The 25,115-nt window shown below is 33.3% G+C and carries 25 protein-coding genes and 1 pseudogene; 13 read left to right on the top strand and 13 right to left on the bottom strand.

Annotated elements, in window-relative coordinates:
- Window positions 1-3: 3 nt before the first annotated feature.
- The 5 genes from DNJ75_RS02860 to DNJ75_RS02840 all read right to left on the bottom strand — a co-directional run bounded on the left by DNJ75_RS02860 (window position 4) and on the right by DNJ75_RS02840 (window position 4,398).
- Window positions 4-609, bottom strand: a complete 606-nt coding sequence (locus DNJ75_RS02860) for a TcpQ domain-containing protein (protein WP_170137177.1) — start codon at window positions 607-609, stop codon at window positions 4-6.
- A gap of 70 nt (window positions 610-679) precedes the next feature.
- Window positions 680-1,531 carry a hypothetical protein gene (locus DNJ75_RS02855; RefSeq protein WP_117001672.1) on the bottom strand — a complete coding sequence of 284 codons (852 nt, stop codon included), beginning with the start codon at window positions 1,529-1,531 and terminating at the stop codon, window positions 680-682.
- Between the two features lie 46 nt (window positions 1,532-1,577).
- Window positions 1,578-2,657, bottom strand: a complete 1,080-nt coding sequence (locus DNJ75_RS02850; RefSeq protein WP_117001671.1) for a hypothetical protein — start codon at window positions 2,655-2,657, stop codon at window positions 1,578-1,580.
- A 62-nt stretch (window positions 2,658-2,719) separates the two neighbouring features.
- Window positions 2,720-3,418: a hypothetical protein gene (locus DNJ75_RS02845; protein WP_117001670.1), complete on the bottom strand. Its 699-nt coding sequence runs from the start codon at window positions 3,416-3,418 to the stop codon at window positions 2,720-2,722.
- Window positions 3,415-4,398 carry a thioredoxin domain-containing protein gene (locus DNJ75_RS02840; RefSeq protein WP_117001669.1) on the bottom strand — a complete coding sequence of 328 codons (984 nt, stop codon included), beginning with the start codon at window positions 4,396-4,398 and terminating at the stop codon, window positions 3,415-3,417. Before DNJ75_RS02840 ends, DNJ75_RS02845 begins: the two co-directional genes overlap by 4 nt.
- Before the next feature lie 69 nt (window positions 4,399-4,467).
- On the opposite strand from DNJ75_RS02840, the gene DNJ75_RS02835 reads away from it, so the two are divergent.
- Window positions 4,468-7,296, top strand: coding sequence for a type IV secretory system conjugative DNA transfer family protein (locus DNJ75_RS02835; RefSeq protein WP_170137176.1), 2,829 nt, complete (start codon window positions 4,468-4,470; stop codon window positions 7,294-7,296).
- A 43-nt stretch (window positions 7,297-7,339) separates the two neighbouring features.
- Here the strand turns inward: DNJ75_RS02835 and DNJ75_RS02830 are convergent, their stop codons facing one another.
- From DNJ75_RS02830 to DNJ75_RS02795, 8 genes are all read right to left on the bottom strand, one after another.
- Window positions 7,340-7,804, bottom strand: coding sequence for a hypothetical protein (locus DNJ75_RS02830; RefSeq protein WP_117001667.1), 465 nt, complete (start codon window positions 7,802-7,804; stop codon window positions 7,340-7,342).
- A complete protein-coding gene (locus DNJ75_RS02825; protein WP_150468871.1) occupies window positions 7,804-8,748 on the bottom strand; it encodes a hypothetical protein in 945 nt (314 codons plus the stop codon). Before DNJ75_RS02825 ends, DNJ75_RS02830 begins: the two co-directional genes overlap by 1 nt.
- 95 nt (window positions 8,749-8,843) lie before the next feature.
- Entirely contained in the window at window positions 8,844-9,038 is a 195-nt protein-coding gene (locus DNJ75_RS02820) for a hypothetical protein (RefSeq protein WP_117001665.1), read from the bottom strand.
- A 3-nt stretch (window positions 9,039-9,041) separates the two neighbouring features.
- A complete protein-coding gene (locus DNJ75_RS02815; protein ID WP_117001664.1) occupies window positions 9,042-9,965 on the bottom strand; it encodes a ParB/RepB/Spo0J family partition protein in 924 nt (307 codons plus the stop codon).
- A 13-nt stretch (window positions 9,966-9,978) separates the two neighbouring features.
- On the bottom strand, window positions 9,979-10,608 hold the full coding sequence (locus DNJ75_RS02810; protein ID WP_117001663.1) for a ParA family protein: 630 nt from the start codon (window positions 10,606-10,608) through the stop codon (window positions 9,979-9,981).
- Window positions 10,609-10,722: 114 nt separating this feature from the next.
- A complete protein-coding gene (locus tag DNJ75_RS02805) occupies window positions 10,723-12,504 on the bottom strand; it encodes a hypothetical protein (protein ID WP_117001662.1) in 1,782 nt (593 codons plus the stop codon).
- A gap of 600 nt (window positions 12,505-13,104) precedes the next feature.
- Window positions 13,105-13,905 (bottom strand): plasmid replication initiator TrfA, encoded by an 801-nt coding sequence (trfA, locus tag DNJ75_RS02800; protein ID WP_117001661.1) that lies wholly within the window; start codon window positions 13,903-13,905, stop codon window positions 13,105-13,107.
- A gap of 13 nt (window positions 13,906-13,918) precedes the next feature.
- The gene (locus tag DNJ75_RS02795; RefSeq protein WP_117001660.1) at window positions 13,919-14,830 is read right to left on the bottom strand and encodes a hypothetical protein; all 912 of its coding nucleotides are present in this window, start codon (window positions 14,828-14,830) and stop codon (window positions 13,919-13,921) included.
- A gap of 333 nt (window positions 14,831-15,163) precedes the next feature.
- On the opposite strand from DNJ75_RS02795, the gene DNJ75_RS02790 reads away from it, so the two are divergent.
- From DNJ75_RS02790 to DNJ75_RS02730, 12 genes and pseudogenes are all read left to right on the top strand, one after another.
- Window positions 15,164-16,009 carry a hypothetical protein gene (locus DNJ75_RS02790; protein WP_117001659.1) on the top strand — a complete coding sequence of 282 codons (846 nt, stop codon included), beginning with the start codon at window positions 15,164-15,166 and terminating at the stop codon, window positions 16,007-16,009.
- An 81-nt stretch (window positions 16,010-16,090) separates the two neighbouring features.
- Window positions 16,091-16,681 carry a hypothetical protein gene (locus DNJ75_RS02785; RefSeq protein WP_117001658.1) on the top strand — a complete coding sequence of 197 codons (591 nt, stop codon included), beginning with the start codon at window positions 16,091-16,093 and terminating at the stop codon, window positions 16,679-16,681.
- Window positions 16,682-16,703: 22 nt separating this feature from the next.
- Window positions 16,704-17,576, top strand: coding sequence for a hypothetical protein (locus tag DNJ75_RS02780; RefSeq protein WP_117001657.1), 873 nt, complete (start codon window positions 16,704-16,706; stop codon window positions 17,574-17,576).
- Between the two features lie 79 nt (window positions 17,577-17,655).
- Window positions 17,656-18,111, top strand: a complete 456-nt coding sequence (locus DNJ75_RS02775) for a cytochrome P450 family protein (RefSeq protein ID WP_117001656.1) — start codon at window positions 17,656-17,658, stop codon at window positions 18,109-18,111.
- Window positions 18,112-18,143: 32 nt separating this feature from the next.
- On the top strand, window positions 18,144-19,154 hold the full coding sequence (locus DNJ75_RS02770) for a DUF1173 family protein (protein WP_117001655.1): 1,011 nt from the start codon (window positions 18,144-18,146) through the stop codon (window positions 19,152-19,154).
- A gap of 269 nt (window positions 19,155-19,423) precedes the next feature.
- A complete protein-coding gene (locus DNJ75_RS02765) occupies window positions 19,424-19,996 on the top strand; it encodes a hypothetical protein (RefSeq protein WP_117001654.1) in 573 nt (190 codons plus the stop codon).
- 44 nt (window positions 19,997-20,040) lie between these two features.
- Window positions 20,041-20,724: an outer membrane protein gene (locus DNJ75_RS02760; protein ID WP_117001653.1), complete on the top strand. Its 684-nt coding sequence runs from the start codon at window positions 20,041-20,043 to the stop codon at window positions 20,722-20,724.
- 201 nt (window positions 20,725-20,925) lie between these two features.
- Window positions 20,926-21,144, top strand: a complete 219-nt coding sequence (locus DNJ75_RS02750; protein WP_117001651.1) for a hypothetical protein — start codon at window positions 20,926-20,928, stop codon at window positions 21,142-21,144.
- Window positions 21,145-21,239: 95 nt separating this feature from the next.
- Window positions 21,240-21,452 (top strand): restriction endonuclease, encoded by a 213-nt coding sequence (locus DNJ75_RS15805; RefSeq protein ID WP_117001650.1) that lies wholly within the window; start codon window positions 21,240-21,242, stop codon window positions 21,450-21,452.
- Between the two features lie 103 nt (window positions 21,453-21,555).
- On the top strand, window positions 21,556-22,203 hold the full coding sequence (locus DNJ75_RS02740; protein WP_117001649.1) for a hypothetical protein: 648 nt from the start codon (window positions 21,556-21,558) through the stop codon (window positions 22,201-22,203).
- A 176-nt stretch (window positions 22,204-22,379) separates the two neighbouring features.
- Window positions 22,380-24,590, top strand: coding sequence for an SF1B family DNA helicase RecD2 (recD2, locus tag DNJ75_RS02735; RefSeq protein WP_117001648.1), 2,211 nt, complete (start codon window positions 22,380-22,382; stop codon window positions 24,588-24,590).
- Window positions 24,591-24,603: 13 nt separating this feature from the next.
- Window positions 24,604-25,115 (top strand): annotated as a pseudogene (locus tag DNJ75_RS02730) (DEAD/DEAH box helicase); the annotation flags it as partial.

The following is a 25,115-nucleotide window of genomic DNA, read 5'->3' as shown; positions in this document are numbered from 1 at the left end:
GTTCTATTTAGTTGAAGCTGTTGGCATTAAGAAGTTAGAACTAAAAGAGTCCGGTCTTATCACTATAGTGTTATTTTTCATAACAACAGCTTTAATTGGTGTATTTGTCTGTTTTAAAGAACTTAATAAAGTTAGAAACGGGCCATCACTTGCCAAAAAATCTCCGTACAATGTTGCGTCCTGCTGAACATCAAAATTAATTTTTACATCCCAAATAATTGAGTAGCCATTTTCTCTTGCCCACCGTTCAATTGTATCTTTTACCGTATCACCCTTAAATAAATAATAAACACTTCTACCTTTAGCAATTTCGACTGCTGTTTTCGAGGATTCTGCACAAGCTAATATATGTGTTTCATCATTTTTGCTAATGACAACTTTTTGTGGATTTCCATTGTTGATTTCACGAATGATTTTTGGTGAGAACACGACTTTATTTTCATGAGCACTTTCTTTGCTATTTATAACTTTATCTACTGCCTGTTGATCATTTAGACTAACCACCTCTACATTAAGATTTTCTCTTGATAGTTCAGCCATACTGAAGTTGGGAACAGAATACAATCCAATCAATGATACTGTAAATACTAGTTGAAATTTCAATCTCACAAACAATTCTCCAAATTTTCATCTGAATGTATTTTATTTAATATCAATCAACTATATAAGTGATATGAAATTATTTTGATGAGATAGATCCCTGAATATTATCTGCTATTTGAATTGCCTTCGCATGATTGGCGTTCAATAGGTTTTGATAAGCTCTAAAATATACTTCTAATTTCTTTATCTCCATTAACAACTTTTGCCTCTTAACTTGGTCAGCAGTATAATTTTTCTTATTATCACCAGTAACACCCATTATCCGAGCAATATCATTGCTGTTAGGCATATTTGCCAGTGTACTATTTGTTTGTTGCACCCCCATAACTACGCTTTGAATTAACTGATGAATAAACAATGAGATAACGTTATTTCTTTCTGTTTGCACATAATTTTCAATTCCTTGACTTGTATCTACAACCTTGGTATTTATCATTGGCAGTTTATTTAGAATATAAGAATCTCGTTGCAGTAAGTCCTCAGAGTCATCCTTTTTATTTTTTACAATGTTGTTATAAGCTTGCTCAATATATTGCGCATAACTGAGCTTATCGCCACTTTCATAGCTATAAGCTTCAAGATATTGTTTTGTTTGCATAGATGAGTCAGTTAGAAGCTGACAAGACTGAGCCATTGAATTATTAACAAATGCAAATATATCACAATCCAATATAGGTTTCTGTGCATCTTCTAATCTATGTTTATAAAACTTTGTAACTAAGTCATTTGTCCTTTCAATAAAATTTGCTGCTGAATTATTTCGCGCTTCAATCAATGCTACGCTACCAGAATTCCCAGATTTGATCCTGCTATTCTGAACAGAGTTTTTCTCATTCTCACGTTCATGAGAAACTGATATATCCTTTAAATTCAGAAGTGTCTGGGGTGCATTGAGTGTCAAAATTGCAAATGATGTCTTCGCAACCATGAGAAACAATATTATTACTAACAAATATCTACGACACATAATCAACTTATTTACTTATTTCTCTGTTGGATGGCAAGGGGTTTATCTTTAACGCCATTTCATTTGCATTTAACATATTGTTGGTTAGTTGAGCTTTATACATTGCCAATAATAATTTAGTTTGCATCACATTGACCAATAAAGTATTCCTTTCAACCTGTGCTATTGACATATCCGAATTCTTATCATTTATTTTTTCTCCAGTCTTTTGATCAAAGTTACTTAATGGGTTATTCCCCGTGGTTGCAGTAATAGACATTAACATATCCTTGCTCGTGTATTTATCTACAAAATCTTGATATGTTTGCATCTGCGATGGTTGCCCATTAATTGAAGTATATTCTGACTTTATGCTTTCCAATGTTGTTGCAACCAAATTCAGCATTGCTCTTCTTCTCTGAGCGTTCACATATTTTTCTTTATTAAGAGTAGTATCAGGAGTTGGTGGCACTACCGTTTTCGTTCCAACGATAAGTTGATTATAAACTTCCATTGACTTAGCCTGATCATCATCAAGTGTTCCGCCTGCGTTTCCCATAACTAAACCTGGATCAACAGCCGCCTGTCCATTCTTTAAGTTGCTATTTAAGGTCTTAATGCTTTGATACATTTCTTGATTGTTCTTAGCATCCACAACTACCGGATCGTCTTTTATAGGCTCTCCTTTTTTATCAAACCCCGAAACTCTATCTGTATTTTCTCCAATGTCTTTAATACTTTTCTCTGTAGCAGAACACATAGTGTCACCTATATTCTGAAAGTATGTAACAATATCACAGGCATTTTGAACAGGAGCAGACGCTAGCATTTCAGCATGTTCTGCCAATTTAGTCTCATGAAGATTGCGCCTAACAATCATGTTTGCTGTTGCATTATTCACTGCATCTACTTGAGCCTCTGCCGCTTTATTTTGAGACTGAAGCATTCCATTTAGCCCCGTTCTTTCTATTAGCCAATTTTCCTTATCTTGAATTTGCTTTTGCATAGATTGTAATTGCAACGTTATATCACTTGTTAAAACCCCATCTGCAAACAAAGAAAAAGGAAATGCCAACAAGAATATAAATATAATAGTTTTTCTTTTCATATCAACGTATACGTCCTTCTTTTTATATAATTTAATTGATTGTGGTAACCTACCGGAGCATATTAAACGCTCGTCACCGTGATTACATTGTTTTCAATAAATGCTTTTAGTGAGTAAGGTAGAAGCGATGAGTTGTTGTTTGTAAACCATGAATTTAATTGTGCAACAAACTCTTCTCTTGTATTTTTGTAACCGCCCTCAAAACCATAGTCATGCATTCGTTGTAAATAGAGTTGTTCCAAGCTTACGTTAAATTTAATTGTGAGTGGGTTTCCTGCCTTATATCCATATTGAATATTATATTCTTTAACCCAATTTCTTAAGGTCTCTTCAAGCGAAGTTTCATCAGAATATATCGGATACACTGCTCTATTTTGACTCAATGCTAAAGCTTGTGATTTTGATTCCGAAACAAGGTTGTCATTCTCAGACGTCACCCCAATTATTTGAGTATCACCATTCACATAAATATTCACACCGTAATTCACTGATAAATAACTCTTAATTTGCTCCAGTGTTTTGTTACCAGTCCATTCAATCAATGTATTCCCAAGTCGATTATCCAAATACTTTATTTTAAACTGTGCTCCATAGTACGCTTGCAAAAGACTGTTTAATGTTAGTGATGTTTTATTTTGCTCAACACCATACTCTTTTTGATTAATCAAACCCAATGGAGATATGACTACCGTAGAAAAAGCACTCTGACAACTTACGACAAGACAAACAACATATGTAAATTTCCTCATTTTAATTTTCATTCACCATCATCCTCTTGCAACTTCATCTTTATATCTGATATGTTTTGATATAAATTATTTATTTTGTCAGCCCCGCCATCCGTATAAATATATGCTAGCCCATTATCACCTAAAATTAATGGTACTTGGGGTCCATTATATGTGCTTTTATTAAAAGACATTGATATCTTTAAATCCAAGGCGCCTTCACCCGTTGAAATAGCTGCCATCAAATTATAATTGTTTGCAATATCCACCACTCCCTTCTCATAACATGACTCATTATATTTTCCACCATAAACCTCAGTAGAATACACATCGTTAAGGGCTGCTTTAATATCTTTAGAACACATAGCTTTTACAATATTTTTGTTCAAATTGGTGATATCCTCGATATGCTTCACAGCCACATCTTTAGTTATCTGATTATCGTTTGCATAAGATTTCTTATCTTTCCAATATCCCATCTTATCGAAAGGAATAATCATCACTGAATAGCCTATATTATTTAGACTATCAATTTCACTTTTTAGTCTTTGGCAAAATGAGCATGACGGGGATTCAAAAAATATTAATACCCCCTTCTCAATTGAGCCTTTATGTTTATAAATAACTGCATTGGTAGGATTAGTTACCTGATAGCTCTTATAGATATTTTGAGCCATACCCCCTAGTTGATTTAGGCTCTGTAAAGCAATCAAAGCATATTTATTTTTATCTTGATGCGAGTTTCTATTTGCTGGCAAAGTTTTTATATCCTTGCTCACTTCTAAATTATAAGGCCACCCATTAATTGCTTGATTATTTTTTTGATTATATGTGAAATACCCTTGGCTAGTTTCCAATAAATAGCTATCTTTCCATCTAGATTCTTTTATTGAATAAACAATAATACCTGGTCTACTATCAATAAATGGCTTTATCAAAGCTAAATCATTTTTCCCTGCATGAACTACACCACAGATTAAGAATAATGTAGTAAATATAATTTTATTTTTCATAGCGCATTCAAAATTACTAACTTTCGTATAGCATAATACCCTATGATATTTTATTAAAGTGATATGAAAATGGCTAAATCAAGGCAGTTAAAAGGAGAACGTACAAACAAAATAGTCTACCAAGGACTTGGTTTAAGTGAATTTATATATCACTTATTCCCTTTTATATTTTTGGTTGTATCCATAGCCATAACTGTATTATTAATAGCGGATCTCCATACATTAATATTTACGTCAATAATTCTGGCTGGCATGTATATTGCATACTCATCAGTTAAATCCCATATATCAAATCAACGTGATTATTTTAAATTTCCCATGCCTAAGTATAGTTACGCAAAAGCTTTACCTCGTCTTAGTAAAATTAACGTTATGACAAATTACAACTTCGATACTTCTAATTCTTCGACCATCCATCAGGCAGAGGATATAGCTAAGCTATCAAAAAACAGTAGGTTTGCATATAATTACTCATTAATAAACAAACATCATAAATCAAAAAATAATGTTGATTCATTTCTAAAGAATGACCGAATTATCTTAGGAAATGATCGTATTAACAAAACACCGGTGGCTATAGAAGTAGAAAGATTACTTCGACATATGCTTGTTTTAGGTACAACTGGTGGAGGAAAAACAGTATTCCTGCAACTACTGCTATATCAAGCAATGGCTTTAAATTCTGGCTTTTTATTCATTGATGGAAAAGGTGACCCAAAATTGGGTCGAGACATCCGCGCACTACTTAGAAAGTTTAATCGTGAAGATGATTTCCTTCATATCAATTTTGGCTCAGTTGAATCAGAAAAGCCATATGCCTCTAACTCAAACACAATGAATCTATTTAGCTACGGAACTGCTGAAGATTTCAGGAATCTTTTTATTACATTGGTTCCTGATTCAAAAGATGTTTGGAGTGCTATGGCTAGAGAGTTAGTCTTCAATGTCCTAACTTTAATGGTGTGTGAACGAGAGCGCGAAAAATCAGTAATTACAATTGATAAATTGAAAGATAAAATTTCACTTCATAACATGATTAATTATTATAATGAGCTAGTTGATCGTGGCTACCCAAATAGCGTTTTAGATAGCATGAAAACATTCCTAATTAATCGTCCAGGTATCACACTGAAAAGTTTAGCTAAATCCAATGAGCAAAACAAAGATTCTAGCAGCAACTCAACAGTACAAGATAATGCTGACTCAAGCAAAGAAAACGAAATTGAAATTTTAACAACACCCAAAAATATTCATGATTATCTTTCTACCTCAACCATAGAATCTCAAAGTGTTGAGGTGGATGACAACGACCCTAACAAACACCGAAAATTCGTTATTATTGATGAAATAAAAGCTCTAGAACAACACGCATATTTAACTATGCAATTATCACCAGCATTTTCATTTTTAATTAATGAATTTGGCCATATATTTAACACAACTTCCTCAGAAGTAGATTTAACAGATGTAGTCATACATAATAGATGCCTATTAGTTTCACTCCCAGCTACAACTAAAAGTGACAAAACTTTATTAGCTATAGGTAATTTGCTTTATGCGTCCTTGCAACGGGTTGCGGGTCACTTAGCTTCACATGAACAAGAAGTTAAAAAGGCTCAAGCAAATAAGAAACTCAAAACACCATCTCTATGGATATGGGACGAAGCCTCCTACTATGCTCCTGAAGGCGTTGACACATTCTTTGGGCAACTAAGATCTCTGAACATAGCTCTGGTTCTAGCTATGCAGGAAGTAAAACGTCTTGAAGATATGAATGTTAAGGTTGACGCTGTGTATGAGAATATCAACACTATAGTTGCCATGAAGCTCAATTCAGAATCAAGTATAGAGTTCATTACTTCTAGATGTGGTAAGCATGAGGTAAAAAAAATATCTAGAGGGAAGCTAAAAACTTTAGGCTATGAATACAACAATGAGTTCGAAAATATTGAAGTACCAAAAATCAAACCAGATGATTTGAAAGAAGCTGACAGAAATGATGGTGAAGGATTTTTATTAATAGAAGGAGATTCAATTCCAATTGAAGTACCATATATAGATGCTGATTTAGATACTTCAGAATTAGAAAGACAAGGAAAGACATATCAACTATCTAAAACCATACCTATAGATAAACCAGACTTCCACTACATTAATAGAATTAAAAGTAAAATTTCCCCTATGGATAAATCAAACCATAAGACAATAATTGCTCAAAATACGGATCAATATTTTTTACAAATGGCACTAATAAAAATCCACTTAAAAAAAGTGCTCTTCGATATATACTTATTGACAGTTTTATTAAGAAAGATCGACACGGAAAATGATGAAATAAAGGCATCTCAAGATGATTTTATTTCATTTTATGATCAACAGGCATTGTCTTTTTTACTACTAGCTTTAGACTCAAATAATATTTCTCATGAAAGACTAAACTCACTCTTGTTTAACAAAAGGCATAAGCTAAGAACAATAAAACAGCATCTGAGAGAAAAATTTGATAAGTATGGCTACTATCTTGCCGACCAGTTAAAGACAGATGTCTATCAAAGTAAATCTTTTTTTAATTACGTGAAATTACTATCCAACACAATTTCTACGAAAAGCTACCCAGCATTTTTATTTAATCACATTAAAAGTATGGAAAAATTTTATATTATTAAGGACCGAATCAACAGCACTCCTGATACGAAAAACATTTCATACTGGCGAATTATTAATTATGCACAGCAATCTGGTAGTAACTTTTCTGCTGATAAGGCAATATTTCCTTATATTAATCGAAATATTGATATCAATAATATTACTTGTGATAATTTATTATTATCAGGTTTTCAGAAAGTGAAATTAAAAAATTATATTGATATGAAAAAATATTATAGCATTGTAACTTAAGGCTCAATTTTTTTGTTTCATGTTTCTTATGTCTTTTGCTATGTTATTTCTTACTGTTTACCTTATCAATGTTTCCCCCTAGCAGAAGATCAATCGGATTATCTTTGCTTGATATAATACTGCCTTCATAATGCATTGTTTGCTTAACATGGATATCATTTGAAAATTGCGTTGCTAGTCGATAATTGTTATACGAAAACCACCTACTCAGCGTATCATTTACGGGTTCACCTGCTATAGCATAATAGTCTATTACATTTTTATTAGTAATTTGTTTTAATACAGTTATCTGTTTTCCAACTGCGGTCTTTTGTGTGTCCATATTTGTATAAACAACTAGACCTTTATTGCTAGCATATTCGATCATTTTATCCATACCACTTTTATCATAGATGTTCAAAATTTCTTTAGCCTCATTCTTATCAAGAAATGGTGACATAAAAACATTGCTTGCATAAATACTTACTGCAAAGGCGCTCAAGCTTAATATATAAAAATATTTTTTCATTACTTTGTATCCTCTGATGTTAACAATGACTTGCATACTTCATCACTTTGATTTGTAATGCAGATTATTTTATCTTTATTTGAAATCAATGCTGTGTACTTTCCTGATAACACATATTTTAGTGCTGTCTTGAGATTTTCAATTGGATCTTTAGATGTTTTAAAATATGTTTTACTATTATCTAATTTAATTACTGGCATTTCTTTTGTTCTAAAAACTAAATTATACCCATAGTAATATGCTATTCCTTCTAGGATATTAGAAATTTCACCATGCATGATCTGTAAAACAGTATACCCAGATGTATTTTCCTCAATAACAGCATACCCAGGGTTTTTATACTTATTGTTAAATAACTTAGGCTCTATTTTTATAAGTCCATTCATATATTTTATTTTATATGCTCCATGCTTTATGTTTTCAGATAATAATTGTTCAATGGCATCATTAAGCGTAATTAACTTATCAAATCCAACAGTTGATTTTATTACTGGATCCAAAGGGTAATCATATTCAAATTTAATATCTGCCTGCTTACCCCAGTCGTTTAATATGTCACTTATCTTTCTATTTTCATGCAAAGCAAACTTGTACATTCCATCCGAATATTTAACTGCTATATCAAGTTCTTTTGCAATACCTATTGTTTTAATTCTATCATTAAATACAATATTTAGATCATATCGTTTCTTTATTACAAACAAGTTATTAGGATTGCTGAAATTTGATGGAACTTGAACCAGAACGTCAATGCCGTTATATTTATAATCAGGATAATACAGTTTGAGCAACTCTGATAACAACATCTTTTTTTCTGCGATATATTTTTGCATTAGTTCTTTTTGATGCATAGTTATGTTTTGTGTGAAATTCAATGGTGGGAAATTTGCTGAATATGTCACTCCTGTTAACATGCAGCTGAGGATAAAAGGTAATTTTCTCATAGGTAATACTTGCTCTATTTAATTTATAAGCAATGTAAAGCAAGTTGGTTTTATTTTAAAGTGATATGAAATTTCACGCGCGTGAAATATTAGATTTATTTCTCTGAAAAACTTTGTGTTACATCATCTATAGCATCACCAATTAATTTATAACCATTCGTTTTTTGTATTCTGATTAATTTATCTTTAACTTCTTTTTTAACAAACGTATTTATAGGCTCCATACCGATACTTTTAAGTGCTTTGACTCTATTTTTAGATGATTTTTTTTGTATTGATTTTCTATCCATAATTTATTTATATTCCTCCATTTTAGATTTAATTATATTTTCTATTTCTAATAAGCACTTTGACATATCATTATTATCTTTAAAAAATGCTTTGTTGATTTTCACCCCCGCAGAATCAATTGAAAACGCCTTATTTCCATCTATATAAATGGCTTTAGGTGTGGCTTTACTATTTCTTTTTGTTTCTCCAATTGACTCAATTAAACCTGTTATCCTCTTCTCACCTATACCAGACCTTATTTTATCCGCAATCGAAATTATAATGTTTTCATATTTTATGTCTTTGTTTATATATGATCGTAATAATGCTGCGGTTCTACTTGAGACTTTAGATGCATCTCCAATTGCTTCCCACACAGTGTCTGGAATTGCTGAAAATGCTAATAAATTACTGAAGTATGCTGGTTGAAGACCTAATTTTTTTCGTAACTCATCTTTTGTTATTTTTTCTGATTGTATTACTGCAGAGTAAAACATACCTTTTGAATAGTCTGATACAGATTCTTTTTCGTTTTCTCCTTCGAGAATTGTTACTGCTTCTGTAAAATTAAGTCTTTTTATAATCGCATCGATTTTCAACCCATGCTTTTTACATGCCAACCATCTTCTATAGCCTGCTATAACTATATATTTGATTCCAGTTGAGGCATTTATTTCCTTAGGTTTAAATGTGTTGTCAGTTTTAACAACAATAATTGGCTGAGCTTGTCCTTTTAATTTTATACTTTCTGCCAATCCATCTATATCGCCTAGTTCAAATTCTTTTCTATCTCTAAATTCCCAGTTAGCTATTTCATCAGGATTTAGACTCATAACATTATCGACAAATCCAATTGACTTTTGGGCTTCATTCATTGCATTGCTAATATCAAAATTATCCTTTACTGTTTCATCATCATTTAGCATAGATTTAAATTGTTTTTTCATTTTAACACCTATATCACCCAATTAAATCAATAACTTCATTTGCTAGATTTATAAATTGCTTATGGTTATCTCCATTTTTTTCATACTCCCCAATCCATTGCCCAGCATATCCACACTCTTCCATAACAGTTCTATTAGTTATAAACGTTTTAAATCCATGCCCTGTCTTTTGTATGTCATCATATGCCGAACCTGCCAATGTGGTATTTTTCTTTATTCTTGATGCTAAAATTCTATAGTCTTTATTTGCAATTTTTACCGCATCTAAAGCTTTCTTCAGGTTTGCTTGATCAAAGAAAGATGGGGATGCAGGTAATATAACAAAGTCTGATAACATAATTCCCTTAAGTCCAGCCTCTAAATAATTTGGCGGGCAATCAAACACTATATAGTCATAATGCGGTTTAAGCTCTAATGTTTCATCAAGTATATTTTCAATTTCAATTTTTTTCACAAACGTAATTTTATTTGCAGTAGAAGCCCATACAGATGCATCAGGTTTATTTGTATCTATATCTAATACTATTGATTTAAACCCTAATTCATTTAACGCACCGACTAAGTTTACAGCTGTTGTAGTTTTACATGCTCCACCTTTTGATTGTGAAACAGCAATAACTTTTCCTTTGGGTAATCCTTTCATAACATACTCCAGTTACATTAACACCTTGTAAAATTATATTAAATTAATTGAGTCGTCAACTTTATTGTTATATATTCTCGAAATTTCACGATTTCACGCGCGTGAAATAATGCGTCACGCTATTTTTATACAACCATTCTGTTTCAATAGACTTATCCATTTGTCATGTCCAAAAGGTTTATGTAACGATTTACTTTTAAGTTGCGTCATCACTATATTACACCAATGCTTGAAGTTCATGGCATTGCTGTAGTAATAGTCCTTGTTACTCGCCATGTGATATAGCCATTGGTAAACCTCTTTGTCACTACCAATCACAACGCCTTGACGCTTAACGTAGTCGATGATCCCAACCAATGCCGCTGTTTGCGAGTAGGGCAGTTTTCCTTTGAAGAACACTTGCTCAGCTTCACTAGCCAAATCATGACGCAACCGTGTGTCGCTGACTTTTGGCATCTCAATGTCAGCTAAGGTTGGTACTTCAACTTGTCGATTAACACACTGAGTTGGTTTTACATCGGGATTTTCTCCATCTTCCAACAACGCGCTTAACAGTTTGCTTTTACCGCTATTAGCTGCCTTTAACGGCACTTTAACAAGCAAATAGTGGACAGCATCGAACAAGTCTCTAAAACCAATCTCCGGCTCATCAACCAATATTTCCTGTGCGGTTTTTACTACTCGTTCTGCGTCAACATATCCTGCGGCTTGCATCGCTTCAACGACATTTCCTATCCTCTCTAGGATAACGCGATTTTCTTCTTGAAATTCCAATAATTCGCCACTATTTTCGGTTTCTGCCACAGTGACACTGTGGTTAGTGTCGTTTATTGCACCATCGTCCAAGGTGACAGTTTCAATTACTTCAATTGCGTCATCTTGGGCAACTAGGTTAAGTTTCGCTTGAATTATTGCTCTAACTTCGTCAACATCAGGGATAACAACGTTAGATAATTTGCTGTCGTTGTTATTCTCCATGTTGGTGTCAGCTTCGTACTCATTGGCACCAACCACCAAAGTTTCACTGTTTGATTGATCTTCCAAGTAATCGTAGTCACATTCAGACGCTAAATAATCGATAGAATAACACTCGTTAACACTCAAATCAGACGTGATCATTTCCGCTTCTATCTGGATTTTCTTGATGCTTTTAGCTTCACGGTAGGCGATGCTTACCAAGTGTTTAAAATCGCTTGCATAAGCTTTATTTGTCTTGTTGGCAATGGCTTCTCTGAAAACATCAAGGTCAATCGTACTGGTGTTGTTAATTATGATGATGTGTATAACTTCTTTTTGCTTTTCTGTTAGCTCGTTGTTGATAGCAGCCTCACAGATGAAATCACCTAAGTCGTACTTTGAAAAATCAAAAATAACAGTCATAACATTCATTTTTATATTATTTAATTTAACAGATAGATTGTTATGACTGTTATTTTCTATTTTTTTTTGTTCTTTTATATATGTTTCGTTATTTTGTGTCGAATCTGATTTTGCTTTTTGCGTCGAATCATCATTGCTCAGAAGTGTACTTGATTCTTTGAATTGGGCTTTTGAATTCTTACTAAATATATTTTCAATAGAATCCATAATATTGTTAAATTTAGCCGTGGTATATATGAAAAGCCTTACTGCGCCATCAAAGCAGCGTTTTCTTTTTTTAGAAATCCAATTTTCATGCTCGAGTATAGATAATGCTTTTTTGCAAACTGTAATTCCATGACCTGTGTGATCAGCAATGTGCTCTATATTTGGTAAAATAAAAAATTGATTATTATCATCGTCATAATATTTACTTCCTTTCACTCTGAAATAAATCAAATCAGCTATATCAACATAACTAGGTTTACCAAGATATTGCCTTAGTATTTTACGACCTTCATGAAAAATTGTACTCATAATATATCCTTAATTATAAAGCTTTTAATTAAGGCCGACACACAAATATATGTTTTATAGAGGTAAAAAACACTTATACCATTGATAATTATCATTTTTTTAGTATAATGATAATTACCAGCTGATAGCTGCTACTCTCAATTAGTCGCCAAACTTGCTTGAGAGTTGTGTCAAGGCCTAACGGCTGGGTTTCTCTTGTTTTGTATATTTAATCCATATTCTTTTCCTGTTTCCGCAAAATTTATTTTTTGCATATATAGCTTGCGTTATTTCATAGAGAAAATCAAATACAGGTATAAATGGTATGTGGTTGAGAGCTATATTAACATTTGTATACACGGTGAATGCCTTTATTTATATGGGATAGAAAACCTTGGAACTCATTGCACGATAGTATGCAGTTAAGACCTTAAAACCCTAAAATCATCCATAAATTAAAGGATTACCACCATAATGGTTAAATAAACGGCTGTTTTGTACAAAAAAAATCTTAAAAAAAATGAAAAAAGTTGAAAATTCTGATTTTTTGGAACTCATTGCACGATAGTGGCGTTATTTTGGAACTCATTGCACGAACGATTTATAATTTTCAAGTGATATCTAAATTTTTATATGTATAAAATCATCAATGATTTCAAATTTGTGGATTACTTCTTTATCGATCATTTCATTTAGTGATCGTTTTAAGACTTTCTTAAAGTTGATAAGTGAGGTCTCTGACCCAGTAGTTAAATATAAATCAGATATTTTAATAGGATTAATCTTACTCTCTAAAGCGCTATGAATTTTTTTTGCCAGAGGAGATAGTTTAAGTCTTTGTTCCCAATTGATCAACATATTGTCATCTTTGCAAAATAATTTATAGATTTCAGGCTCTAGATAAATATTCATTTCACCAGTGCGTTTTCCATCCTCGTCAAATTCAGATACCCGTCGTATTAATGAAACAGAGAGTGTAATCTTAGCGTATTTAGAAGATATTTTGACGGAATTGGATTTTAAGCGTGATAAACAGGCATCAAGTCGATTGTATGATCTAGAGTTGGTATCCCATTTTAAAGTGTTTAATAATTTATATGCAGATGTTGTTAATTTGTAATTGTTTTTTTCGACTCGCTCACATAAGGCTAAGTTTATAATGGAGTGGAAGAGGTCTTCATCGTCTGTTCTAAGTTCCTCACCTTGATAAATAATTGTGCCACCATCAATTGAAACAATTTCTTCATTTTTTAAATACTGACGTTTTTGGTTTTTGTTTTTGATAGTAAATAGCTTGCTTAGAATGATTGTACGAATAGCATAAATTGAGTTTGATGCTAAATCTTTTTTACTTTGCAGGCTTTTGTTTTTAGATATTTTACTTTCTTCATTACTAATTAAATCTCTCATGACTTCTTTCATTTGAGTAGCTACCTTATTTGTTAGATTCAAGTTTGTTAATATTGAGCAGATCAATATCTTCGACAAAGCTATGATCTAAAATATATATTTTATTTATAAGGTTTGGATATTTATTGTCTTTCACATAAGCAGTTTTAACACAAGCTAAACCATTTTTAGTATGTTGAGAAATGGTTGAGATATATTTGCTTTTATTTCTTATTGTGCTGGGAGAAATTGTAAAAATTTTGCCAACAACAGCATCAAAGGATATTGCTTTGGAAAAGCTTCCTTCAAAGTTGTTATGATTTGAACAGGTAAGGTATGGTTCAATATCAGCAATTGATTGTTTATGCCCATTATCGTTATATCTAGTTTCAACATTACATGCGCATATAAGTTGATGATTTTGATCATAACCCCTTATCACAATAGAGGTTAAATCATGTTGGCTATTATCATAGGTCATTATATCTGATACTAATGCATCATAAGAAGAGAAAACATCACTTTGAAAGTAAAAATGAGTCATTTTACCCAAGTGATTATTTTTACTTGTAATTAGCTTTAGAGTAATTAAAGCTGGTAGGGTAGGGGGATTTGATAGTGATTCACTTTTGCTTCTGGTAAGAACATCAAACCATGTTGAAGAGTATAAAGGGGTGTGATTATTTACAATTTTCATAAAATATGGTGATTTAAAAGCTAATATAGCACCAGGAACAATATGATAAGGGTAATTGCTTGAGCATACTTTGGAAAAATTAATCCTGAAATTATTATTAGCACTGTAACCTTGATCGGTTAGTTTTAAGATTATTTGTTTCTTAGTTATTATATCATTGCATAACATATGTTGTTGATCCTGAGAAAGCTTGTTAAATTCAACAATAAACGCGCCTTTAAAATGGTTTTTAGTTGAATTATTGACTTCTGTAATAAGCATAGGTACTCAACATTTTCAAATCTAATTTAATAAATGTTAGCACGAAAGATAATGCGTGTAAATAACACCAATTCATATAACGGGGGTATGGACAACTTTTTTAAGTTGATAATATGTAAGTTGTTCTTAAAATTTAAGTATTTCTTAAATTTTTTGTGAGCTATAGTAGGGGATGGGGTTAATATATAAGTTTTTCTTGCATTGTAAGAATCTCTTAAAATATATGATAATCTTATATTATGCCTTTTAGTTTGTTTGACTTTGGCGTGATATGTATTATTATATTGATATGATTTGGTGTTATTTACACTTTATGGACTTATGCTAAACACAATGCCTTCTGAATATGATTTGAAAATACATGAAAACATTATTGCTGATAGTATTTTAGCAATAGATACAGCAATTCATTCAATGAAATCTATTTTGTCAAATAAAAGTAGTAGGATAAACTTTAAAATTTATCAAGCTGAGAATGTGAATTGCCAAAACAATTTAGATGAATTATCCATAGATCAAATAATTGATTTAACTTTTTCATATATGAATGATGATTGCTTGAAAGGGGGAGATACTATTTCTCTTATTGGCTATATTCTCATTCCAACAACAATTTCTACTAAAATTTCAAGCCAAATTCATGATATTAATAATGCAAAGGTCAGCATTGCTAATAGCATTGCTAAAGTTAAATCGCTCTACAATAATTCTAGTCATTATTTAACTCTATTTAAATCTACTAGATTCCATAAGCGCATTAATTGGAAAATGTTAAATAGGGGCATCTCACTTATAAAAGATGAATGCCCTCAGCATTTAACATTTTACTGTGAACAGAACGTTGTTAGTAAATCGATGCCAAAAGAAAGCTTGATTGAAAAATTAATCTCCCTAAAAAAATCTAATTCCGATGATAAAACCCATGATATTAGTGTCATTAGTGAGTCAGACCAGGAGGAGTTTTATATAAGATATCCTCGAGCATCTCGATATGCTGTTAATATATATTTTATAAATAAATCACCAAAAAGAATTATCTGTAGTACGCCAATTTTCGTAATATCAGATAATCTCGTACCATCTGTTTTTAATCAGTCATCGCCTCGCAAAAAAAGATCTGATGCCGGAGAATACGAAGGTCCTATTATCAATTCTATGCCAGTGTATATTAAAAAATGACTTTAGTATCATTTGACCGTATATGATATGTAAAATATAGTTAATAACGATAACTCAATATAACAATTTAGGTTAAATCTAATGCTACAAACTATGCTGCATAAAGTCACTCAGTACTGCTCAAATGAGAAAATAGGTGCCTCTCCAGAAGATATTATCAAAAATCTCTATCACTTTGATCCAATATGCTTTCCTACCATAATTATTGAATGTCTTAAACTGGTATCATTTGGATTTTTGATAGCAGCCATTGTTTGTTATGGAGTTTTAAATCTTTTTGGTGCTACTAGCTACCTTGCTACATATACACTCATATTTTTTGCTTTAATTGCTATGGTAATATTTATAATTAGACACCTATTGATTTTAACCAATCGAATACACTTAGCAAAATTAGATATTGAACTATCTGCGAACCAATACCAAACTCTAAATCAAGAGATTGAAAAAGATCAGACTTTGCGCCATGCATTACAAAAGGTTATTACGAAGTACTTTGATGCGGATAATAAAAATAGATATGTTTATAAATCATGGCTCATTGATATCTATAAAGATGCGATTAATCAAAAGTTTTCCGTTGATATGAATGCAACATTAACTGAGCTAAATAAAGATGATAACCATAAAGATTCGTGTAAAGCACATTTATTTGGAAAAATAGAAAATTAATTTAAGGAGTAAAAGGAATAATATGCTAACTTTTGAAAATACAGACCACGCCATTATTGTTTATAGAAGTGACTCCATAATAGCGACTATTGAGTACACACAAATCAATAAATATGATAAGTCATTGTTTCAAAGTCTATCACCACAAGAAACTCTACAGCTTGATAACTATATTGATTCCATCAAGTTTATAATTAACAAAACCGATTTAAATTTAGATAAAGTTCTTAATCTTAATATTGTCACCACTGAAAGTATGCTGCATAAACTCCAAAATATTAATACGATCCTATCATTGTACAATAAATCATTTGACATGTCAGATGTGCTTTTCCGATCTTTATTAACAAAATATAAATACTTTGCTGAATCTCTAAAAAATGAAGACGGCACTCAAATATTATCAATATTGGATAGCATCGGATTCACTTTGCCTAAAGACATTAAAGAATTTCTCCCTCAATATTCAAGACTTTTTTATCTTTTAACAGAGTCATCTCATGATTTAAAAGAGCTCTACAATGAGGTCCATACATTTACACAAGAAATTTTTAGCAAAACTCAGCAACATTCATTAATCGACTATGGAGCCTATGAAAGAGATCGGTTAAATATAGTAAAACGTAATCATTCAAATAAGCATATTCACAAAGACTACATTCGACGTATGCCATCATTTTGGGCTGTAGCTTGTTGCATAACATTGCTCGCAAGAAAAAATATTGATCTTACATTTCTAAGTGAGCATGAGATTTTCTATTTATGGTGTATGCCCATGGTAAATAACGCAACTGTAGATCATAAGCATATACTCTTACTCGTAAATGACTTCAATAAGCAACTGAAACCAACGGTCATAAAACAATTATCCAAAGCTATAAAAATTGCTAATTAATTTTCATATCACTTTATACAAGTCTTTTTATTGATAAACTCATATTTATTCAGCAAAGCATAAATATTTCAGTATATAAATGATCGAAAAAACAGTCTCACCAAATGACATTTCCAATCTAACACATTTAGGCCATAGGCTACTTAATTTCTTAAAAATAAATGGTAGTGTCAGCTTAAATTTTGATGATAAAGAATCCCTTAATTATGTAAGCATCAGCTTTGGTACGGATAATGACGAAACCATAATCAAAAATAATCTAAATAATAGGTTGAGCATACCAAAGGTTCCCATTCTGTTAAAATTAACTTACGGGGAAATGGAAAAATGGTTGAATATTTTTTTTGAAGTCGTTGATGATTTCAAAATGAATAACATAAGAGAAATAGATAAACTGGTCAAGCACCTTAGAAATGTCAACAAACTCAAAAATGGAATGGTTCAAATTGTTTTAGATGACATTATCAACTTTATTAATAAGCTTGATGAAGCATATGCATTCTACCGTAATGCATATGCTAGGAACGATTTCTAACATTTATTACGTAGCATAGCTAGGAGACTTATATGTTGAAGGTTAATATAGATGGCGAGATATATTATGATGTGGATATATTTTCAACGGAAATGCAAGCACTCCTTGCCCTCACACATGATAAGAGTAAAGATATCACCTGTTTATGCAATAATGACTCTCTTCCAATTAGTATTGTGAAAGGAAAACAACACTTTTTCTTAAGAAGCTATCCCAACACTACACATAAACATCATACTCTATGTAAGTTTCATGCCCTTTTTGGAGATGATGACACATTAAATAAGTTTCGAGTAGATGAAAAAGGTTTAATCCATGCGAAACTTATTTTAAGTGAACCATTAAGTGAGAAAAAAATTCCAACAAACACAAATGACAAAAAAACTCCAACTCATAACAATATTACATCATCACCCACTGGTGTCATTGCTAAAAAGTCTCATCCAGAAAACTTGACCGTTCTACTTCAATTTTTATGGTCTCAAGCGTTCCTTGACACATTCAGTTATCATGCTAAGAAAAAGACTCTAATTGATGTATTTAAAAGATTTTACCAAATAATTACCTCAATGAGAATTGCTAGAAAAAAAGCCTTAGACGTCATTAATGTGATATTCCCAAAGAATGACACAATAAAATATTACCTATCAACAAAAGTAGATAACCCTTTGATCATAGGGATCATTGATCGAGTAGAGCTGCATAAAAAAGCATATAAAATCTACTTTATAGGAATGAATAGACCTGTATTTATGTCGGCAAAAGGTTATGAGCATTATGTCTACCAAACTATTGATAGGGTAGATGATCATTACTGTATTTGTGTGATGCAAGTTAGAGTAGTAGAACTCAAAAATGAAAATGGACAAAGTATGTTTAAAGATATTTATATGGCTGTAGATGACAGCATTACCATTAGCATGTTAAATACTCTAATGATACCTTACTCATCAAAGGATGAGCTGGCAGACATACAAAACCTAATTGCAGAAAACAAAAATTTCAAAAAAATACCAAAAGGAGAGATAGTTTATTCATCGTGAGGATTGATTATACGATTTACTATAAGGGACTACGGGTGAGTAGACCGATACAGACTAAATCATGTATGATCCACAAAAATTATATTTTCATATCACTTACATAATTATTAGATTTAGTTATGATGCTTTTGCCTGCGAAAGTATGCTAACAAGTTCACTTATAGATATTTTAAAGACCTCTCTATGAGGTATTCTATCTAAAAACCTTGACGGCAATAACCTGGTGCAGCTTTAAACTATTGTGAGTCAATTATAAGGAGATCTCAAAAATGAAAAAACTCATGGTCATTTCTAGTATTTGTTTATTTTCAGCATTAAGCGCTAATTATGTTTCTGCACGTAATTTATGCTCTAATGACGGAATAATACCATATAATGGCGGTAGTGAATTCCCAGCTAAAATCAGTCAAGAGTTTGCAAGTTTACCTATTCAGATACAAAATGCATCACAAGGTAATTATTATTATAGTGTTAGCAGCACAAAGAGCACTCATTTTATTGCTGATAATAATTATTGCGATTATAACGTTAATGGTGTTGTCCAGAAAGATGAAAGCTTTGAGGGCCAATTAAATTTTGCAGGTTCCTTCACAGAGGCAGAAAATGACACGCCTGCTAAAATCAACTTTTCTCATGAAAATAGTTTTTTTATCAGCTTCTATGACCCTTTAGCACATAAAGCATGTGCTTTTTCCATATATGCCAATCCAAATAAGATAAATGAACTAAATAGCTCTGACTCTAGCAAATTAGACGTTTCAATTGAAACCACAAAGAAAAAGATTGGTGCATGGCAATATCGAAATGTAACAAGTGTTAACCTGAAATTTAATGGCTGCTAAAATAAGGTTTTTTTATAACGCAACAAACAAATCGGAGAAAATTAATGTTTAAAAAGATTATCCTATCATCCTCAACGATTCTATTAGCATTGAGTAGTGCAAATGCCATGCAATTTGGTCAAGCACGAACAGGTCTCAACTTTTCAATTCAAGGTGGGGCAGGAAAAATAAGTGCACCTGATAATAATCATGGCTACACCAACACAGTAGAAAGCAGTCAACGTAACTATTCTGTCGTTGGGGGTGCAACACTTGGTTTTGATTACGCCATTAAATCCTGGTGGTCTTTAGGTATTGAGTCTGGGTTCTTCTACTCACCTAAAAATGCAGACTATACCGCTAAATTCCCTGATAACACACCTGTTGAGTTATATACTGATTATTATAACATCCCCGTACTTTTGACTTCTAAATTTGTCACCCCCATTGGCTTTACATTCTTTGTTAAAGGCGGTATGACATATATGAATCAAAATATTAAGTTCAGTAGCGCAACCATTACTGGCCAAGAGTTTGAGGAAAGTGTCTCAACTTCTAAGTGGCTTCCTATGGCTGGAGTTGGGGTTGGGTATCAGATTTATGCCGCTGAAATCACGCTTCAATACAATCACATCTTTGGCAAAGGTTCTAACTATGATGCCTATCAAATGGCTACTAATAGTGAAAAACCTTCTCCTTGGGCTGCTGATCAAATCATGCTGGGCATTAATTTTACGATTCCTATGTAATTCTATCTTAATCGGGTTACTGCAGAGCCCTCCATTTTTCCCTGTTTTGAAACAAAAAAATCACTCAATGCCATATACAGTAAGGATTGGAGAAAATGGCTCTGTTTTGTTAAATGGTAATTTCTACCGAGATGTCCTTGTAGCTTAAACATATCTGGGCTTAACGATTTTACTAACATATTCCAATCAAGAGAGGTAAATATGAAATACAAAAGAAGCAATCCACTTTCATATATTCGTAAGTTAAAAAAAGAAAATCTTTATCTCATAAAGATGAATGAAAAATTAGATGAGATAAATAGCTATTTAGTCCATGAATTAGACGAGCAGTATAACATCAAATATCAACCAACTTTTGAAAGTGCATATAACTGGCTTAGTGTTGACGAGTTTGTTGATTTAAGCGAGGAGAATAAATAGAGTTTTCAAACATAAATTTTATATTAGTTTTAACCAAGGTGCTAGTTATCAAGGGAAGGGAGGAAAATTCAAGACACCTTGGCTAATGCTGTCCAGTGAGGGCTAAAAGTTATCATAACCATATTAATCCTGCGCATGTAAAGGATTTTGCTAGGGTGATGATTGGCGGTAGGTATGCCAATGGACTATTTATTCATACAGGGAAAACTGGTAATAAATCGTATCAGGAGATGGGGTTAAGCAATACAGTAATCACTTTAATCAGTGGCTATAAGCTGCACACGCTGATTACCCAGTGCATGTCTTAAACAATAAAATACATAGAAGTTATTACTGTCTTGCTGACTATATCAATACTTGTGTTATTATGACCCATAAGTTGAAGTTATAACTCAGAAATTCAGGTTGTAAATGCACGTTTTAAGCAAGATTATTCTGTATGTTTATTTGATTGGCGCAGGAATTACGCTCATCAGAGAGCTTATATATTCGATTAACCACATGATGAGTATTTATAAGCTCAGAAAAGCAGACCCAACGATTGGCAATCGTCTGCCGATGTTTTATCTGAATATTAAGCGTCCACTATTATGGTTTTACTATTTGATTAAAAATCCTGTGCGCTTTACCAGTGAGATCATTCTTGGTATTCCAAGTTTTAATCTGGTGCCTGTGCTTGAGAATAAGAAGTGGTATCGCAAGCTGATTGCGCGAGTTCCGGAACCTGAAGAGTTTACCATTAAAAGCATTGTGGTTGGTGTGACAAGACCTATAAATAATGAGTATATACGTAACCCTAATTATTCTCAGGCGTACGTCGCATACAAAGGTGACAAGGTGGTTTCCTATGTCAACACATTACTTGGCAAGGGTATCACGCCATGTGCTTACACTATTACGATGACAGAATACATTCATTTAATTAAATCAGGTAAAATCAAAGCACGCTCGGGGGAGATTAATCTAGAGGAACTGTATGCTGCACTTAGCGAGTATACGGATGAGCATGTTGATTTCACATGCCACAAAGTGGCAGTCAAAAATAACCAGATTCAGTAAATGCAGGAAGCCATTAATGCACTTTGGTTTATGTCAATCTTGTTCACATAGCTTGAAGATAAGACATCCTAGAGGTCATATAGATTACTTGAAGTGTAGACATTCCGGGAAGCCACGCTACCCTGTGTTGCCTGTTCATTTATGCGATGGTTATCAGAAGGTTAAAGGCTTAGCAGATGCACCAGTGTGATTCAGAACATATACAGGGCAATGTTGAGCGAATCACCTTTCACAGCGAAGACTCAGGATTTTGTGTTTTACGTGTAAAATGCAAGGGGATTCGTGACCTTGTCACAGTGACAGGCATTTGTGCTGTGGTGAGTGTTGGTGAGCTGATTGAGTCAAAAGGCAACTGGATTAACGATAAAAATTATGGTCGACAATTTAAGGCACTGACAATCAGAGTGGTGCCACCCACAACCATTGAAGGCATTACTAAATATTTAGGTTCAGGATTAATTAAGGGCATTGGACCTATCTTTGCTAAGACACTGGTTAAAGGGTTTGGTGAGCAAATATTTGATGTGATTGAGCAGACACCTGAAAAGCTGCTTGAGCTTGAGGGCATTGGTCCCAAGCGTGTTGCTAAAATCACTTCTGCCTGGGATGAACAAAAAGCAGTGCGAGAAATCATGGTGTTTTTACAATCTCATGGCATCGGGACTTCACGCGCAACACGTATTTATAAAACCTATGGCGATGATTCAATTAACAAAATCACCGAAAATCCTTATCGTCTAGCCAATGATATTCATGGGATTGGCTTTAAAACCGCTGATGATCTTGCTTCAAAGCTCGGTATTGGTTCTCAATCAATCATTAGAGCCAGAGCGGGTGTTGTCCATGTCATTCAAGAGATGAATACCGAAGGGCACTGCGCTATTTTTAAAGATGAATTGATTCGTAAATCAGTTGAAATGCTGGATATTCCTGAGCATATTATTATTGAGGCGATTGCCGCAGAAATTGAAGATGAAAAGCTGATTCCTGATGAAATCAAAGACAAGTCTTGTTTGTATGTCAACTGGCTTTATTATGCAGAAGTTGGTGTTGCCAAACATATTAACCGTCTTTTAGATGCAGAGCGCCCCTGGCGTGATATCAATATCCCTGAGGCGCTTAAGTGGGTGGAAACGGTCACACATTTAAAACTATCTGCCTCACAAAAAGATGCCGTTGGTATGGCAGTTAACAGCAAAGTGGTTTGTATTACAGGCGGCCCCGGTGTGGGTAAGACCACTGTGGTAAACAGCATTATCCGTATTATACGTGCGAAAAAAGCGTCTGTTTCTTTGTGTGCACCTACAGGTAGAGCAGCTAAACGTTTGTCCGAAAGCACTGGGCTTGAAGCCAAAACCATTCATCGCCTTTTAGAGTTTAACCCTAAAGAGGGTGGCTTTAATCATAATGATGAAAATCCCTTGCAAACTGATTTTTTAGTGATTGATGAAGCATCGATGGTTGACGTCACGTTGATGAACAGCCTTTTAAAAGCATTGCCCGATCGAGCAGGCGTTTTAATTGTCGGTGATATTGATCAGCTACCATCGGTTGGACCAGGCAAGGTACTGGCTGACATTATTGCTTCAGAAAAGGTGCCGACAGCACGCTTGACGGAAATTTTCAGACAAGCGGCATCATCGCAGATTATTATCAACGCGCATCGCATTAACTCTGGTAAGGCACCCATTAAAGCTGAAAAGGGTGATAGTACCGACTTTTATGTTATTCATGCTGACAGCCCTGAAACCATTTATGACAAGCTTACTCGTCTTGTTGCTGATCGAATCCCTAATGTCTTTCAATTTAACCCCATTACTGATGTGCAGATTCTAACACCGATGAATCGCGGTGGTTTGGGCGTTAAATCATTAAACATCGAATTGCAGAAATTACTCAACCCAGAACCTATGGCAAGTATTACCAAGTTTGGCTGGACGTTTGGCATGGGGGACAAAGTTGTGCAAACCGTTAACAACTACGACAAAGAGGTTTTTAACGGTGATCTAGGATTAATTCGCAAAGTAGATCATGTTGAGCTTGAAGTAACGGTGGATTTTGAGGGAGTTGAAGTTGTTTATGACTTTAATGAGCTGGATGAGCTTGACCTGGCTTATGCAACGTCCATTCATAAATCTCAGGGGTCTGAATATCCAGTGGTTATTATTCCTGTAGCTATGCAACATTACATGTTATTACAGAGAAATCTATTATACACTGGCGTCACACGTGGCAAGAAGCTAGTGATTCTTCTAGGCGAGGCCAAGGCCATTGGTATGGCTGTAAGAAATGTTACACAGAATAACCGCTTAACACGCTTATCCGAGCGTATTGAGTATTACAGTGAAGTTAGTGAAATAAGTGAAATAAGTAAAGTAAATGCATGATAAGGATCATGATATGAAACTGATACATTTAGTCTGGGTTGCAAGCTCAGACACGGATAATAATGGTCATCTGAATCTATGGCTTGAATCACCTAAAGCTCTTAATAAAAAAGAGGCTTACCCCTATCAAGCAGATCAAAAAATGCTGGATGAGTTTGCTCAGATGTTTTTTAAAGATCATGTTTTTAAACAAACTAAGCTCATCATGCATTTTCCGTGCAATAAAGAAAATGCACTCATCCCATCACCACTGATTGCCAATATCGCTGATATTGAAAATCGTGAGATTGAGTCATTGGTGCCGCTAATGATTCATACACTAGAGATTCAAGATGCGCTGAGCTTTGTTAAAGATCTGAATTTTGCCAGTTATTACTTTGACGATAATGTTCAGCTTGCCGATGATGCCAGATTCTGGATTGCCGTAGTACGTGAATTATCGACATTAATTAAACACGATCAGTATATTCCTTATATCACTGCGTTAAAACAGCGCACTAAACTCAATTTTGCGATGAAATGGCA

The organism is Cysteiniphilum litorale (genome assembly GCF_003428165.1).
GTDB classification, from domain to species: Bacteria; Pseudomonadota; Gammaproteobacteria; order Francisellales; family Francisellaceae; genus Caedibacter; species Caedibacter litoralis.
This window is presented reverse-complemented; position numbering and strand designations above follow the sequence as displayed.

What these genes read in the sequence shown, in the direction of transcription:
- DNJ75_RS02855 (WP_117001672.1), bottom strand. Translation starts at nt 1,531, where the DNA reads ATGGTTGCGAAGACATCATTTGCAATTTTGACACTCAATGCACCCCAG.
- DNJ75_RS02850 (WP_117001671.1), bottom strand. Translation starts at nt 2,657, where the DNA reads ATGAAAAGAAAAACTATTATATTTATATTCTTGTTGGCATTTCCTTTT.
- DNJ75_RS02845 (WP_117001670.1), bottom strand. Translation starts at nt 3,418, where the DNA reads ATGAAAATTAAAATGAGGAAATTTACATATGTTGTTTGTCTTGTCGTA.
- DNJ75_RS02840 (WP_117001669.1), bottom strand. Translation starts at nt 4,398, where the DNA reads ATGAAAAATAAAATTATATTTACTACATTATTCTTAATCTGTGGTGTA.
- DNJ75_RS02835 (WP_170137176.1), top strand. Translation starts at nt 4,468, where the DNA reads ATGGCTAAATCAAGGCAGTTAAAAGGAGAACGTACAAACAAAATAGTC.
- DNJ75_RS02830 (WP_117001667.1), bottom strand. Translation starts at nt 7,804, where the DNA reads ATGAAAAAATATTTTTATATATTAAGCTTGAGCGCCTTTGCAGTAAGT.
- DNJ75_RS02825 (WP_150468871.1), bottom strand. Translation starts at nt 8,748, where the DNA reads ATGAGAAAATTACCTTTTATCCTCAGCTGCATGTTAACAGGAGTGACA.
- DNJ75_RS02820 (WP_117001665.1), bottom strand. Translation starts at nt 9,038, where the DNA reads ATGGATAGAAAATCAATACAAAAAAAATCATCTAAAAATAGAGTCAAA.
- DNJ75_RS02815 (WP_117001664.1), bottom strand. Translation starts at nt 9,965, where the DNA reads ATGAAAAAACAATTTAAATCTATGCTAAATGATGATGAAACAGTAAAG.
- DNJ75_RS02810 (WP_117001663.1), bottom strand. Translation starts at nt 10,608, where the DNA reads ATGAAAGGATTACCCAAAGGAAAAGTTATTGCTGTTTCACAATCAAAA.
- DNJ75_RS02805 (WP_117001662.1), bottom strand. Translation starts at nt 12,504, where the DNA reads ATGAGTACAATTTTTCATGAAGGTCGTAAAATACTAAGGCAATATCTT.
- trfA (WP_117001661.1), bottom strand. Translation starts at nt 13,905, where the DNA reads ATGAAAGAAGTCATGAGAGATTTAATTAGTAATGAAGAAAGTAAAATA.
- DNJ75_RS02795 (WP_117001660.1), bottom strand. Translation starts at nt 14,830, where the DNA reads ATGCTTATTACAGAAGTCAATAATTCAACTAAAAACCATTTTAAAGGC.
- DNJ75_RS02790 (WP_117001659.1), top strand. Translation starts at nt 15,164, where the DNA reads ATGCCTTCTGAATATGATTTGAAAATACATGAAAACATTATTGCTGAT.
- DNJ75_RS02785 (WP_117001658.1), top strand. Translation starts at nt 16,091, where the DNA reads ATGCTACAAACTATGCTGCATAAAGTCACTCAGTACTGCTCAAATGAG.
- DNJ75_RS02780 (WP_117001657.1), top strand. Translation starts at nt 16,704, where the DNA reads ATGCTAACTTTTGAAAATACAGACCACGCCATTATTGTTTATAGAAGT.
- DNJ75_RS02775 (WP_117001656.1), top strand. Translation starts at nt 17,656, where the DNA reads ATGATCGAAAAAACAGTCTCACCAAATGACATTTCCAATCTAACACAT.
- DNJ75_RS02770 (WP_117001655.1), top strand. Translation starts at nt 18,144, where the DNA reads ATGTTGAAGGTTAATATAGATGGCGAGATATATTATGATGTGGATATA.
- DNJ75_RS02765 (WP_117001654.1), top strand. Translation starts at nt 19,424, where the DNA reads ATGAAAAAACTCATGGTCATTTCTAGTATTTGTTTATTTTCAGCATTA.
- DNJ75_RS02760 (WP_117001653.1), top strand. Translation starts at nt 20,041, where the DNA reads ATGTTTAAAAAGATTATCCTATCATCCTCAACGATTCTATTAGCATTG.
- DNJ75_RS02750 (WP_117001651.1), top strand. Translation starts at nt 20,926, where the DNA reads ATGAAATACAAAAGAAGCAATCCACTTTCATATATTCGTAAGTTAAAA.
- DNJ75_RS02740 (WP_117001649.1), top strand. Translation starts at nt 21,556, where the DNA reads ATGCACGTTTTAAGCAAGATTATTCTGTATGTTTATTTGATTGGCGCA.
- recD2 (WP_117001648.1), top strand. Translation starts at nt 22,380, where the DNA reads ATGCACCAGTGTGATTCAGAACATATACAGGGCAATGTTGAGCGAATC.